General features: G+C 58.8%; 10 protein-coding genes. 3 read left to right on the top strand and 7 right to left on the bottom strand.

Features of this window, described 5'->3' with window-relative positions; all coding sequences use genetic code 11:
- Window positions 1-149: 149 nt before the first annotated feature.
- Entirely contained in the window at window positions 150-2681 is a 2532-nt protein-coding gene (locus tag HY011_13420) for a serine hydrolase (GenBank protein MBI3423929.1), read from the bottom strand.
- A 207-nt stretch (window positions 2682-2888) separates the two neighbouring features.
- A complete protein-coding gene (locus HY011_13425) occupies window positions 2889-3800 on the bottom strand; it encodes a hypothetical protein (GenBank protein MBI3423930.1) in 912 nt (303 codons plus the stop codon).
- A 258-nt stretch (window positions 3801-4058) separates the two neighbouring features.
- Between HY011_13425 and HY011_13430 the strand changes: the two genes are divergently transcribed.
- Both HY011_13430 and HY011_13435 read left to right on the top strand, forming a co-directional pair.
- The gene (locus tag HY011_13430; GenBank protein MBI3423931.1) at window positions 4059-6122 is read left to right on the top strand and encodes a HAMP domain-containing histidine kinase; all 2064 of its coding nucleotides are present in this window, start codon (window positions 4059-4061) and stop codon (window positions 6120-6122) included.
- Window positions 6097-6783 (top strand): response regulator transcription factor, encoded by a 687-nt coding sequence (locus tag HY011_13435; protein MBI3423932.1) that lies wholly within the window; start codon window positions 6097-6099, stop codon window positions 6781-6783. The genes HY011_13430 and HY011_13435 overlap by 26 nt, the downstream gene beginning before the upstream one ends.
- 83 nt (window positions 6784-6866) lie before the next feature.
- On the opposite strand, the gene HY011_13440 is transcribed toward HY011_13435, so the two are convergent.
- From HY011_13440 to HY011_13455, 4 genes are all read right to left on the bottom strand, one after another.
- On the bottom strand, window positions 6867-7424 hold the full coding sequence (locus HY011_13440; protein MBI3423933.1) for a RidA family protein: 558 nt from the start codon (window positions 7422-7424) through the stop codon (window positions 6867-6869).
- A gap of 215 nt (window positions 7425-7639) precedes the next feature.
- The gene (locus HY011_13445; GenBank protein ID MBI3423934.1) at window positions 7640-8515 is read right to left on the bottom strand and encodes an NAD(+)/NADH kinase; all 876 of its coding nucleotides are present in this window, start codon (window positions 8513-8515) and stop codon (window positions 7640-7642) included.
- 14 nt (window positions 8516-8529) lie between these two features.
- The gene (locus HY011_13450) at window positions 8530-9150 is read right to left on the bottom strand and encodes a class I SAM-dependent methyltransferase (GenBank protein ID MBI3423935.1); all 621 of its coding nucleotides are present in this window, start codon (window positions 9148-9150) and stop codon (window positions 8530-8532) included.
- Between the two features lie 28 nt (window positions 9151-9178).
- Window positions 9179-10546 (bottom strand): amino acid permease, encoded by a 1368-nt coding sequence (locus HY011_13455; GenBank protein MBI3423936.1) that lies wholly within the window; start codon window positions 10544-10546, stop codon window positions 9179-9181.
- A gap of 221 nt (window positions 10547-10767) precedes the next feature.
- Here HY011_13455 and HY011_13460 point away from each other — a divergent pair, with 221 nt between their 5' ends.
- Window positions 10768-12141 carry a hypothetical protein gene (locus HY011_13460; GenBank protein MBI3423937.1) on the top strand — a complete coding sequence of 458 codons (1374 nt, stop codon included), beginning with the start codon at window positions 10768-10770 and terminating at the stop codon, window positions 12139-12141.
- Between the two features lie 10 nt (window positions 12142-12151).
- Here HY011_13460 and amrB read toward each other — a convergent pair whose 3' ends face one another.
- Window positions 12152-13399 (bottom strand): AmmeMemoRadiSam system protein B, encoded by a 1248-nt coding sequence (gene amrB / locus HY011_13465; GenBank protein MBI3423938.1) that lies wholly within the window; start codon window positions 13397-13399, stop codon window positions 12152-12154.
- Window positions 13400-13753 lie beyond the last annotated feature (354 nt).

Here is a 13753-nt window from a genome sequence, read left to right on the forward strand (position 1 = left end):
CCTTTAGGCGGTCAGCGGCGCGCCGCACCGAGTTTGCACGCTTGCGGCGCGCCGCTGACCGCCTAAAGGCGGAACTCTGAACGCTTGCTGGCGGCGTGTGTGATGTTAGTTGAATGCGCCAATTACGAAGGTCTTACTGGTCGCGTTACTCAGTCACGCATCCCCAACCAGCCGCGAATTTTGGCGGCGACGTCTTCCGCGCTGGGCGGGTCGTAGTTGGAAAGCACGATGACGCTGTAACCGCCCGGAGGGCCACCTTCCAAGATCGCGTTGATGCCGGGTGCGCCGCCCGCAATGCCGAGGCGACCGAACATTTGTCGGCTGTGCGTGGCGTCGAGCAGCTTGCCGTGTTCCAGTGCCTGCGCGAATTTGAGTAAGTCTTCGGCGGTCGAATAGCCGCCGCCAGCGGAACTGCCGCGCGCGGGTTTGGTATAGACATTGTCTACGCGCGCATTGCCGTCCCGGCCTGAGTGGCGGGTGTAACCGGTCGCTACGTTCGGCACGCTGGCGTCAACTTCATAAGCATCGGTGTTGGTCATCCCGGCGGGTTTGTAGATGCGTTCGCGGACGTAGTCGTAGTAGCTCTGGCCGGTCACTTTCTCGATGATTGCGCCGAGCACGACGTAGCCGCCGTTGGAATAACGCTGGCTCGTGCCGGGCTCAAACGCCAGCGGCGCCTCGGCAAACAGCTTCAGGTAATCGTTGATCGTGCGGATGCGGTCTTTCGGCGTCGCTTCAAACTTCGCGCCGAAAAAGTCGCCGATGCCGGATTGCATGTTGAGCAAGTGGCTAATCGTGACTTTGGCCGCCGCCTGCTGATTAGGGTAATCGGGCAAGTATTTGCCGAGAGTATCGTCAAGGTTGAGTTTGCCCGCTTCGACCAGTTGCAGGATGGCCGTGTGGGTGATGAATTTGTTGATCGAACCCAAATTGAATTTGGTGTCGAGCCGGTTGGGCGTGTTGAAGGCTTTGTTCGCAAACCCGTAAGCTCGCTGCCAAAGCGGCTGGCCGTTTTTGGCGATCAGGACAACGCCTGAAAATTCATCAGCGGCGCTGAGTTGTTGCAAGTGGCGCTCGGTTTCTTTGAGCGCCTCCGCTTCACTTAACTTTTTGGGACTGGCTGGTGCTTCGCCAGGTTGTTTCCGTGCACCGCCAGTGGGTACGGCGTTTGCCGGTGTGGCGCTGCCGGGGGCTGTAGTCGGTTGCACGCGAATATCGGCGATGGCGTGCGGGGCCTGGTGTTCGACGCCAATTGAAAAATTGAGCCAGCGCTGATCTTTTTTGGTTTGCACCAGAGCCGTCAGTTCGAACTCCGTACTACTTGCGAGACTGTGCAATTGCAGGCCGCCGGTTTGTTGATAGAGGCCGAAATCCTGTTGCGCATTCCCTTCATCGCCGCCCGACTCGCGGTGGAAGCGTTTCATCTCATCGAGCGAACCGCTGTTGATGGTGTTTAGAAATTTGCCAAAGCTGTGCCCGGCGGGCGTGTCCGGCAACTTCGCGTCTGTTTGCGGAACCGTCACGGGAGCGCTAGGCGTTGGTGGCGTGGGGGCGGCTGCGGTTGGCGCGGGCGCGGCTTTGGCAAGGCCCTCAACCGCTTGGCGCGCGGTGGCGGCAAGCTCGCCGCTGGTTGCTTCAATCAGCGTCTGCAATTGCGCGGCCAACAGTGGTTCGGTGGTTTTGGGTTGCAGCGCTTTCAAGGCGGCGAGATGCGCGACTTTTAACGCTTGTTCAGCGCTGACGGCGATGTCGGGCGTGACGCCGGTGCCTTCCCAATTCGTTTTGGTGATCGGATTGATCGAGCGCGCCATTGGCACGGTGAGGATGAACTGTGTCCCCAGCCGTTGCGGCGAGACCGGATGCGCGCCGCCGCCGGTCGTTTCGCCGATGATGACAGCGCGTTTCAGATTTTTCAGGTTGTAGGTGAATTCCTCTGCTGCCGAAAAGGTGCGTTTGCTGGTCAGGATGAAAACCGGTTTGTCACCGTACCGTTTGCCGGGCACCTCGGCTTGCGTCCAGAACTCCTGGGTCGAATTGCTGGGCCGGTCATAAATGCTGTTGAGGTGTACGGGCTTGTCGAACAGATAACTCGACAGCAGTGCGACCATGTGCGGCGAACCGCCACCGTTTTGCCGCAGGTCGAAAATCAGCGCGTCCGTATTGGCTAAAAACGTCATCGCCGCCGTCACAGTGTCGCGCGCCGCGCCGGGGTCTTCAAAGCCGCGCAGGTCGAGATAGCCGACATTGCCGCCGAGACGTTCGATCTTTTCAAACCCATAATTGCGTTTCGCGCTCAGCAAGCGGTTCAAGGCCGGGTCGAGCCGCGTGGCGAAATTCGCGCCGCCCCCGTTGGCGTTGAGCACACGCAGATGTTTGTCGTGGCTGACTTCCTGTAGGTGTTGCGTGAGCGCGCGTGCGAACGCTTCGGCATCGGCGAGGTTGTCATATTCCTTGCGAGCGGCACGGGCGCGGATGGCTTGTTCCATCTCTTTGGCTTTGTCGGGGAAGACATAGTTGGAATTGAGCGCTTGCAACGCGTCTTCGATCACGGCGGCGCGCGTCTTGTCATCCAACGGGGCGCTTTCGGGTTTGGCTTGCGCGCCAGCGGGCAGCGGCAATTGCCAGAGGCTGAACGCCAGCAGTGCAGCCAGGGCATAAGCTTTAAGTTGTTTAGGATTCATTTCCCCTCTTCGCATTTACTTGGATTTTGGTTGCCAGCCCCGTCGTGACGATTCAAATCGTCACGGCTAGATTAGGTTGCAAACAGCACGCCGGGACAGTACCGCGCGCGTCAGCGAGCGGCGCGTCAAGTCAAGCGGATTGGCACCGGCGTGCAGGCTCCGCTTGCTGACGCGCGCGGTACTATCCCGGCCATTGTCCGTGCAGGCTTACTTCTTTTGCACAAATTTGTCAGCTTTGAGCGTGGGATTGATTTTGAATTTTGACAACTGAATTTCTTCGGTAACTTCGTCGGCGACGCTTTTGACGATGTGGTGCGGGAAGCTGATGCCGCCCTCGTCGCGGTAATCGCTGAAGCGCATCTGGAATTCATCCAGCGTTGGATTGTTGGCTTGGGCTTCGAGTTCTTGCGTGTGTTTTTGCATTTCCGCTTCGCTGGGCGGGCCAGAGCGCTGGCTCATCACCATTCGGGGCTTGCGGCCCTGATAGGTAAGCATCAACAGGCGATTGGATTTTTGGTCTACAAACAAACGGCCTAACTGGGCGCCGTCCACTTTGACCTCGATCACATTGGCTTTGCCATCGGCGGCTTCGGCTTCACCGGCAAAGCTGAATTCCGTGCCGGCGGAAGCAGGCGCGCTTAGCAGCAAGGCGAGCGACTGCCGCAGCAATTCGATGCGCGTGGCTTTGTTGGCCAGTTCGCGGCCCTGCGGCGAATCATCGCCCGCCCGCCGAATGACGACGTTGCCGCCACCGCCATGGCCTGAATTTTGATCCACCCAAACATCCGTCCCGTTGAGCACTTCGGTGCGCGTGATTTCGATGCCTGCCATCGGTGAGATAACTTCTGTCCGCATGATTTTGTCGGGCAAGAGCATTTCGAGTTGCAACTCGCCTTCCATCTGGCGCTCGCCCATGGAGCGACGCACATTGCCGCTGATGCTCAGGCTTTGCAGCGCTTTCCATTTGGCTTCGTTACCCAGCGCCGCGCGGGCCTGGGCCAGTATGCTTTGCGCTTTGGCAACAGCGTCTCCCTGGGCGTGAGCCGCGCGCGGGGTACGATCAAGCAAGAGGCTGGTCGTGCTGACCGCCAAAATCAGTGATAGAACAAATAAGCGCATGATGATGCTCCTCCGTTAAACGATGCGGTTTCGTTTTCAGTGCCGTGTGCTTGCCGGGCCCGCGCCGATGGCGGCGACGGCAGCGTGCCTATCTTGGCGCAAAGCCCGCGCCAGGTAATTAAGTGGAGGCAAAACTCTTGTAAAGGATGTTAAATTTGAGGGTGATTGAATTGGCGGTGCGGGGGCTGTGCTAAGATGGCTGTGTTTATTGGCTGAAATGAGCTTTGCCGAAAGTCTTGACCGCTTGAGGGGAACGTGATGAAACATTGGAAGAGGCAACCTCCCTTGATTTTGTGGCTGTCGGTGGGCCTGCTGCTGCTGCTGCCCATGTTGGCCTATCTCCAATATCGCTGGCTGGGTGAAGTGAGCCAGGCCGAACAGGAACGGCGGCTGCGCAATCTCAAAGCCAGTGCTTTGCAATTCGGCCAGGACTTCGATCAGGAAGTGACCTTCGCCTATGAATCGTTGCAAGACGCGGCCCTGTTGCCGCCCGATCCGGCGGCTTTAACATCCCTGCTGTCTGCTCCAAACGCGCGGCTGGCCGCGCAATATCAACGCTGGCTCAGTGCTGCCCCACATCCTCACTTGGTGCAGGCGATCTATCAGGTCGCGGTCACCAACGCTGCGGATATGGCGCTGACCCGCTTTAACACCAGTACGGAACAGTTTGAACCGTGCGACTGGCCCGCTGAATTGGCTGCCTTGCGCAAACGTTTGCTTGAACAGGGCGCGGCTGAAGAGCAGATGCAACAGTTCCTGCGCCAATTTGCCGACCCGCAATCGGCGGGCAGTTTGTTGCGCGAACATCTGACGGGCAATCCGCACGCCCAGGTCTTGAATCAGGAAATCAATCAGGCGTCGGGCAGTCACCGGGAGATGATCATTCGCAGCACGAAAAGCCAAACGACGGTGGTGCAGTTGCGGGCCTTCGGGCCGGTTGATGAAAGTCTGCCCGGGCTGGTGATTCCGTTGGAGCGGACGACCCAAGTCTTACCGTTGCCGCGCAAATATCGCCTCGTGCAATTCGATCTGGCGTGCATCAAGAACGAAATTTTCCCGGCGTTGGCGGCCAAGCATTTGGCGAGCAATGGCGTGCACGACTATCTCTATCAGATTCGCACAGTTGACAACGCTGCGGCGAAGCTGGTCTATGCCTCAGAGGGCGCTGCGCCAGAGTCATTGGCGAATGGCGGCGATGTCGCCGAGAATTTTTTCAAAGTGCGCTTCAGCCCGCGCGATCAACTCTTTTTCAAATCAGCCGCCAGCGCTGCCAGCGGCAATCAAGCGCCAGATAAGGCGGTCAAGGTCATCACCAGCGAAGTCAATCTCGCGCATACTCCGCCCAGCGCTGAATTGGGTGACCGTCTTTCCTCCGCACTCAAACGCAATGCGGACGGGCCGTGGCAACTGGTTATCCGGCACCGCGCCGGTTCGCTCGAAGCCGCTGTCGCCACAGTGCGCCGCCGCAATCTGGCGATCAGTTTCGGCGTCTTGTTGCTATTGGGTGTGAGCGTCGGCTTGATCGTGCTTTCCAGCCGCCGCGCGCAGCATCTGGCTGAAAAGCAGATTGAATTCGTCGCGGGCGTTTCGCACGAATTACGCACTCCGCTCACGGTCATCTGTGCCGCCGCCGAAAATCTGGCCGACGGCGTGCCCGGGCTGGTTGATAACCGCGATCAGGTCAAACGCTACGGGACGCTGATTCGCGACGAAGGGCGGCGGCTGACTAGCATGGTCGAACAGGTGCTCGAATTTGCGGGCGCGCAAGCGGGCAAGCAAAGTTACGATCTGCGTCCCGTGGCGCCTGAGCGCGTGATCGAAGACGCGCTGGCCGCTTTGCATCTGTCGCTTCAGGAAAGCGATTTTGTGATTGAAGAGCAGTTGCCCGCTGAACTGCCTTTAATCAGCGCCGATAGCGCCGCCTTGAGCCGGGCTTTGCAGAACCTCATCAGCAATGCCCTGAAATACGGCGGCGAGCAACGTTGGCTGGGCTTGAGCGCGCGCGTGATCAGACACCTCACCAGCGAGGAATTGCAACTGGCCGTGGCGGATCGCGGGCGGGGCATTCCAGCCGAAGAATTGCCGCACATCTTCGACCCGTTTTATCGTGGCAAAGAAGTCACGGCGGCTCAGATTCACGGCAACGGTCTCGGCTTGAGTCTGGTCAAACACATTGTCGAAGCGCACGGCGGACGCATTACTGTCGAAAGCAAGGTTGGCGTGGGCAGCACCTTCACCCTGCATCTGCCGGTCTTGCGCGAAGCTACTTCCTCGACTCCGATCCGGGCCAACGAATATGAACAAGCGCCTTCTACTCATTGAGGATGAACCGGGCCTCGTCCTGACACTCACTGACCGGCTGACCAGCGAAGGTTACGACGTGACCAGCGCGCGCGATGGCGAGACAGGGCTGGAACGCGCCTCGAATGAAGCCTTTGCCGGGATTCTCTTGGATGTAATGCTGCCACGCAAAAACGGTTTTGATGTTTGCCGCGACTTACGTCAGCGCGGCATCAACACGCCGATTCTGATGCTGACGGCGCGCGGTCAAGTCGTAGACAAGGTGATTGGGTTAAAGCTGGGGGCCGATGACTATTTGACCAAACCGTTTGAGATGATCGAACTGCTGGCGCGTGTCGAAGCCCTCTTGCGGCGCGTGCCGGCCAGTGCCGCCTTACCAGCCGATCAGTATCAATTTGGCGACATCAAAGTGGATTTCCGCCGGGCTGAGATCGAGCGGGCGGGCGCGAAGCTGGAGCTTTCAGCCAAAGAATTTCAATTGCTGCGCTACTTCATCGAACACCGCGAAGCCACGCTTTCCCGCGACGAATTGCTCAACGGCGTCTGGGGCTATGACGCCATGCCGACGACGCGCACCGTTGATGTGCACGTCGCCTGGTTGCGCCAGAAGTTGGAACCCAATCCACGGCACCCGCAATACATCCTGACAATTCATGGGATGGGGTATAAGTTCGTTGGGTAATTTCAGATTTCAAATTGGAGATTGCAGATTGATTTAGTCCTGAACTCTCTGCGCTCATGAATCCGCAATCCACAATCCGCAATCTATTGCGCTAGTACGGCCGTGCCTTGAATTTCAAAACGGGCGCCGCGCAGCAATTTGTTGACGCCCATGACGGCACGCGCCGGCACGGCGCGGGTGAAATAGCCGCGATAGATCGAATTGAATTGTTCGTACAGCGCCAGATCGGTGCAATACACCTGCACCGAGACCAGATCATCCATCGTCATGCCCGCTTCAGCCAGGGTTTGCCGCATGCCTTCCATCAGAATGCGCACTTCGAGTTTGACATCGCTGGGCACTTGGCCCGTGCGCGGGTCAATGCCGAGTCGCCCTGACAGATAAAGTGTGTTGTCCACTTGAACGGCATCGCTAAAGGGTGCCTGACCGGCTTTCGTCGGCGGGTTGATGTAGCGTTTGGCGGGCAAAGACTCTTGCACGGGCTGCGCGGGTTGATTGCGCGGATTGTTGGGCGCGTTGTTGGGCGGACGATACGGCCCGCGATTTTGCGCGTTTGGATAGCCGGGACGGCTTTGCGTTAAGGCCGCGCCAGTCAACAGGCCGATAAACAGTAAGACCGCGAATATGCGTTGCGTTGTCATTCGTTTCCTCCTACGGGGAGTGGATTGCAAGCGGGATGCGGGCTTGGATGTTGCATTGGGAACTCTGCGCGGAAGGAAGCAAAGGGTGGGAATGAAGGATCAACACCTCGCACCGAGACCTGCCACCGAAACCGCACCTTCATCAAAATTGCTGGCGCAGTCTACTACATTCCCGGGCTGCGGCTGAAGCTTTTCTTTCGGTTGCCAGGCCACGGTTAGAGAAAGAGCCGCAGCCGGGCATCAGCGGCGCGCAAGGTCGCGCGCGTGCCGAAAGGGAAGCGATAGGCTGTGCGCGCGCCGTCAATGTAAAGCCAGCCTTCGGGCATTTTCGAGGCGACGGTGAGGCTCTCACCGGGGTCGATCAGGCCGCGTTCAAGTTCGTACTCGTACTGATGCCCGCCGTGAATTTCGCGATACAACTCGCGCACAAGATATTGCAGCCGGTGGGAACGCAGCGACATTTTGCGCCCGCCGGCGGAATGAATCCCGGCGGTCGAACCGGCGGCAGTCGAAATCCAGATGCCGGAACTGCGTTGTTCTTCTTCGCGCTCGCCCAGCTTGATGAGGTAGCGGGTCGTGGCCGCCGGGCAATCGTGGGCGATCAAGATGTCGTTGAGCGCAAGTTCGGGCAACGGCTTATCGTCCAGCGCGACGGCGAGGCGCGTCAGTTCGGTGGGCAGCCATTGGCCCTTCAACAGCGCCTCGAATTGCCGGTTGAAATTGTCGCCGTGCACTGAACAGAAATGGCCGACGCTATCACCCGGCGCGGAGTTGACGCCGAGCAACGCGCCGCCCGTGACGAAATGCGAAGCGCCGAGCGCAGTCCCGTCACCTCCGATGGTGATGACTAAATCAGCCTGGGCGAGGTGCCGTTTGAGCTGGGCAGTTGGCTTTTTGAAAGGTGTTTCGAGCGCAGAGATGCCATGCTTTTGCAGCGACTTGCGCACGGTTTCAACTGTGCGCTGATGTGTGGCATCCGCTTTGAGCAAACGTTTGGCGGTGGCATCACCACTTTGTGCGAATTGGGCCGCTCGTCCACCCTGAGCCAAGGCGGTTTGTTTGATGGCGACGACGCAGGAATTGATTTCCATAGGCGCTTATCGGTTCATTGATAAATGACAAAGAAGTCGTTGTCCAAAAAATAATGCTGTGAAATCAGCTTGAAACCCGCTGCTTGCATCCAGCCGTGCAAATCCTCCAACTTGTAAACCATCTTCTCATGCCCGGCAGGCCAGGTTTTGCTGAAATCAATGATTGCAATCCGACCATTCGGGCGCAGATAACGCTTCAGGTTTTTCAGATAGGTCGGCTGATTGGCGATGTGATGCAAGGTGTCAATGATGGCGATCAAATCCACCGGTTCGGGTAACTTGGGGTCGCTTTCGTCCGCGCGGATGGTTTTGATGTTCGTGAGGCGCTGTTCCTGCGCGGTCTTGTCCACGTATTTGAGCAGCCCTTCATCAATGTCCACCGCGTAAACGAGGCCTTGCGGGCCGGCGGCGCGCGCGAACGGGCGCGTGAACAAACCGGAGCCGGAACCTAAATCACAGACGCGCTGGCCCTGTTTTATCAGCAACGCATCCACCACGCGCGCGACTTGCAGACCTTCGATTCGGCGCTCGTTTTCAAGCACCTTGATGTATTCCTCCGCTGTGCGTTGTTGCGCCAGCGCGGGCAGGGTGAACGTGACGACGAGAACAAAGAACAACAGCTTATGGGGTTTCATTGTGGCTCCTTTCAAAGCGGTCAAAGCGTCAGTCGTTGGATGACGCCGCGTGGCGCAATAGGGCCAGATCGGCTTTGAACCAGCCCAACGCGCGGCCAATAAAGTAGCAAACAAAACCGGCCACCAGGGTCAAAAACGCCGCGCCCGTTGGGATCGGGCTTTCCAGAAAAACCTGCACACAAGAGACGAGCACCAACAACAGGAATAAGGCGGGAGTAAACGGGTAACCCGGCACGCGAAAGTGGCTGCCATCTTCGGCCCCGTAGCGCCAGCGCAAGACATAAACGGCCGCCACCGTGAAACCCGAAAAGAGCAGCAAGCCCGAACCCACATAAATCAACAGCACATCAAACGCTCCCGTTAATGCCAGCAAAGCGGCTACGCCAGCCTGGGCGAAGAGGGCAACAATCGGCGCGCGGCTCTGCGCACCCAATCGTTTGAAGGCCGCAGGCGCCAGCCCGTCATAGGCCATCGCAAAGTAAACGCGCGGCCCGGCGGCTGTCCAGGCGCTGAGCGATCCGATGATCGTAAACGTGATGATGGCGCTGACAAATCGCCCGCCCGCCAAGCCAAACAAACGTTCCGCCGCGTCTTTGCCGACGGCAATGTCGGAGTGCCAGGCGTTCACGGGCAGGGCGTAAAGAAAGAAAAGGTTGAGCGCCAGATAAAGCAGCACCACAATCAGGGTGCCGCCGATCAGCGCGCGCGGCAAATTGCGGCGCGGGTCTTCGATTTCGCCCGCCAGATAGGTCGCGCCATTCCAACCCGTATAAGCGAAACTGACCTGAATCAACGCCACCCACCACGAACCGGCAGCGGTCGTTGGCTGCACAACGCCCTGCCAATCGCCACGTCCGGTCAACCAGCCCGCCGCAACCAGCAACGCGATGGAACCAATCGTGGTGAGCATCAAGATACTTTGCAAACGTCCGCTGGGCCGCACTCCTAACGAATGCCAAAAGGCAAAGGCCAACGGTAATAACGCCGCGACGACGGCTCCCTGCGTAATGCCCAGCCCCGGCACAATGGGTGTGTTCGCGTGCCAGCCAGGTGCGATTGCCGCCATGTAAGTAACCGCCGCTAAGGATGACGCCGCCGTTGGCGCGGCAAAGCCGACGAAGAAAGTGATCCAGCCGCTGACAAACCCCCACATCGGCCCATACACGCGCGAGAGATATTGGTATTCGCCACCGGCGCGGGGCATACGCGTCGCCAATTCGGCATAGCAAAGTGCGCCGCAAACGGCCAAAACTGCGCCAACCAGCCACACGCCCAGCATCTGCATTCCGCTGCTGGTCGCGTTGCGCACCAGCGCCGGTACGGTGAAAATCCCGGTGCCAATCATGCTGGTGACGACAAAGGCCGTGGCGCCCCATAGATTGAGTCCACGGCGCAAAAGCCCTGTCGGATGGCTGGGTTTCAGAAGTGGTTGGGCGGCTCTTCGCAGTGGCGTCTTTCTCCTTTGCCAATGGTGCCTGCGCGGGCAAGCTGCGCGGCACTATACATCGGGGCTTTGAAATCCGCTACAGATAGCTTGGCCGTGGATGGCGCATGCCCGTTGCGTATGCTCTAATCCGCCGCATCGCATCAACAAAGCGGGCAGGAGGCGCAAGGATTGTGGATACGCCAACGGTTTTGCAGGGGTTCAAACTGGCCCTTGCGGCAGTCTTTTTATTCATCTTTGGGCACAGTCATTGGGTGAACGCCCAGGCTCAATCTTTGTCCACCGCGAGCAAAGTCGCTGAGCGGCGCTTGACTCCGGCGCAGTCGTTAGGCGAACGCCTCTTTCGCGATGAGAGTTTCACCGCGCCGAACGGCGATTTTGCGACCAGTTGCCGCACCTGCCATCTGTTTGACGAAGACCCGCAAGGCCAGCGCGCCTACACCGATTTTTTCAATCTCAGCTGGGTGCCGCATCGCCAGCAAGACCCGCGCCGCAGCGAGATTCGCAATTCACCGACTTTGTATGATGTCGCGTTGATGCCGCGCCTGCACCTGGATGGCGAATTCGGTTCGCTCGAAGACCTGGTGAAAGGCACCTTGAGCGGGCGTCCGCTGGGCTGGTTGCCGGGCGAAGCGGCGCAGGCCTTTGCCCAGGTGCGCCGCGTGTTGGTGAACGACAACAGCGCGCCGAGTTATGCACAGCAGTTCAAACAGGTTTACGAAGTTGAGCTGACAGCTTTGCCTGAAGCCGAAGTCGTGACGCTGGTATCGCGGGCGGTGGCCGATTATCTGCGCACGTTCAAGAGCCAGATGAACGCGCCCTTTGATCGCTTTTTACGGGCGAACAGGTTGACGTGGCCCGCTGAAACTCAAGACGCGCCGCAACAGGCCAGACAGTTCATCAGCCAGTTGGAAACCCTGGAACGCGGCAAGACCCTAAAGCTGAGCAAAGAGTTCGGCGCGGAAGCCTGGCAAGGGCTGAAAACGTTCATGCGCACCACGGGTGAAACTTCGGTGGGCAATTGCGTGACCTGCCACACGCCGCCGCTTTTCACCGACTTTTCCTTTCACAACCTGGGCGTCAGCCAAGCCGAATACGATCAACTGCACGGCGCGGGAGCCTTTGCCGCGCTGCCGATTCCAAACGTCACTGACGCGCAACGTCCAGTCGCCCGTTTCCGCGAAACGCCCAGCAAACGTAAACCCGGCGAGGCGGATTTGGGCCATTGGAATTTCGTTGAGGTGAAACGGTCGCCGCTCCGGCAAGCCACAGAAAGCGACGAGCAGTTTTTGCAACGGATGATCGGCACGTTCAAAACGCCGACGCTGCGCCATCTGGCTTATAGCTCACCATACTTTCACAACGGCGCATACACGTCGCTCGAAGAGACACTGCGCGAAATTATGCGCCTAAGTGAATTGGCGCGTGCGGGCCAGGTGCGCCAGGCCGATCCCGCACTGGCGCGCATCAAAATCAGCGCGGCTGACCTGGGGCCGCTAATAGCGTTTTTGAACACGTTGAATGAAGATTTGAAAGCTGGGTTCTGATTGCGGCAAGTCAACGCCCCGCCGCCGCTCCATTGCTGAACTCCAACGCCGCAAAACTGACGACTGACTCTTCGTCAATGTTCCATTGGTCGTAGCGCAAGACCTTGCCGCGCGCTTGCGGCTGCACCTGCATAAAGGTGTAAAGCGGCGCGAAGCCGCACCATTTCAATTCGTCCTCGTCGGGTTTGACCAACTCAAAGAACTCTTCGGACTCGCCTGCGCAAGCGTATTGCAAACGGGCCTGATCGCGTTCTTTGACCTCCAGCATCGCCCCTTGTTCAGCGCGGGCCAGCAATTCGTCGCCGTAGCGTTTGCCCATGTGCGCCAGATCAATGCCCAGCACCCAAAACAATTCTGACGCATGCAGATCGGCCAATTCGCCCAGCGCGTCAAAGAAGCGGTAGACCTGATCGTCGCGTTCCGGCGGTTCGCCTTCGCGCAAGGCTTTGGCAAAGGGGCCGCAGAGGATCGGCAGAATCTTGAAGTCGGCACCGAGCATCTGTTGCAGGAAGACGCATTGGAATTCCAGCGAGTGTTCGACGGCGTGACAGTAATCTTCCATCATCACGCTGTCTTTGGCCTGCGCCGCCAGCCAGTCAATCTTCTCCACATCCGGTTGCAGCGTGCCGAAAGGCGTGGTGAAAGGTTTGCGCGTCAGCCCGAAGCGTTCCGGCTGTCCGTAATGCGAGGTGCCCAGCAACACAATGGTTTTATCTTTGGCGTAGGCCGCCGCGCCATTTTGCAACCGCCCGTAGGCTGCCGCGTAACAATCCGCGCCGCCCCAGGGGCTGACGTGCGGCGCGGCCAAGCCGATGATGGGTTGCGCCGTGGCTCCCAGGCCTTTTTGCAAATACCCTTCAAACGTTTGGCGCAACTCCGCTGGCTCATCCGGGTATCCGGTGCCCGCGTGCGCCGGGCTGCGTTCGGTGGCCGCCGCAAATTCAGCATGTCTTACAGCGCGCATCTGGGCGAACTCTTCCGTCAGTAAAAAACCGTTGCTTTGCAACGCGCTGAGCAAGGCCTCAATCGTCTCACGCGGCACCAGTTGCCCCGCCAGCTTGCTCAGATACGCCTGCAAATCGAGCCGCGTCTGTTCGCCGTCGAACAGCGCCAGCCCCGCCGCCAACAAGGGCGGAATGATCAACACCTGTTCGGTGTATTGGAAGGGATCGCGCAAGACCAACCCTGGCCGGTCAGCGACAGGGGAAGGGAAGATGTCCAGCCCGGGACGCAATGGTGGCAATGCTTCGCTCATCATGCGCCACATCTTAGCAGCGGCTTGCAGGCGAAACCAAATCGTCTTAAGCTTCGTCTACAGCGATGATGGTTGGGCATTGATTGACGTAAGGCAGGAGAGCGTGAGGATAAAACAGCTTATCGGAATTGGGTTACTGGCGGCGTTGTTGGCGTCGTTGAGCGTTGCGCAAACACATCGCCCGGCGCGGGGAACGAAACCCGCCAAAACGGCTCAACCAAAGCCTACACCTACTCCCGCTGCCTCTCCTAGCCCTTCACCCAAAGAATTGGCCGAAGCCGCGGCAGCCTCGCGGGCTAAATTGATGGAAGCCTCGGAAACCTACCGCGAAAGCCTGGAACGCTTGCTCGCCCTGCA

It is taken from the genome of Acidobacteriota bacterium (assembly GCA_016196035.1).
Lineage (GTDB): Bacteria > Acidobacteriota > Blastocatellia > RBC074 > RBC074 > JACPYM01.

What these genes read in the sequence shown, in the direction of transcription:
- HY011_13435 (MBI3423932.1), top strand. Translation starts at nt 6,097, where the DNA reads ATGAACAAGCGCCTTCTACTCATTGAGGATGAACCGGGCCTCGTCCTG.
- HY011_13445 (MBI3423934.1), bottom strand. Translation starts at nt 8,515, where the DNA reads ATGGAAATCAATTCCTGCGTCGTCGCCATCAAACAAACCGCCTTGGCT.
- HY011_13425 (MBI3423930.1), bottom strand. Translation starts at nt 3,800, where the DNA reads ATGCGCTTATTTGTTCTATCACTGATTTTGGCGGTCAGCACGACCAGC.
- amrB (MBI3423938.1), bottom strand. Translation starts at nt 13,399, where the DNA reads ATGATGAGCGAAGCATTGCCACCATTGCGTCCCGGGCTGGACATCTTC.
- HY011_13430 (MBI3423931.1), top strand. Translation starts at nt 4,059, where the DNA reads ATGAAACATTGGAAGAGGCAACCTCCCTTGATTTTGTGGCTGTCGGTG.
- HY011_13440 (MBI3423933.1), bottom strand. Translation starts at nt 7,424, where the DNA reads ATGACAACGCAACGCATATTCGCGGTCTTACTGTTTATCGGCCTGTTG.
- HY011_13420 (MBI3423929.1), bottom strand. Translation starts at nt 2,681, where the DNA reads ATGAATCCTAAACAACTTAAAGCTTATGCCCTGGCTGCACTGCTGGCG.
- HY011_13450 (MBI3423935.1), bottom strand. Translation starts at nt 9,150, where the DNA reads ATGAAACCCCATAAGCTGTTGTTCTTTGTTCTCGTCGTCACGTTCACC.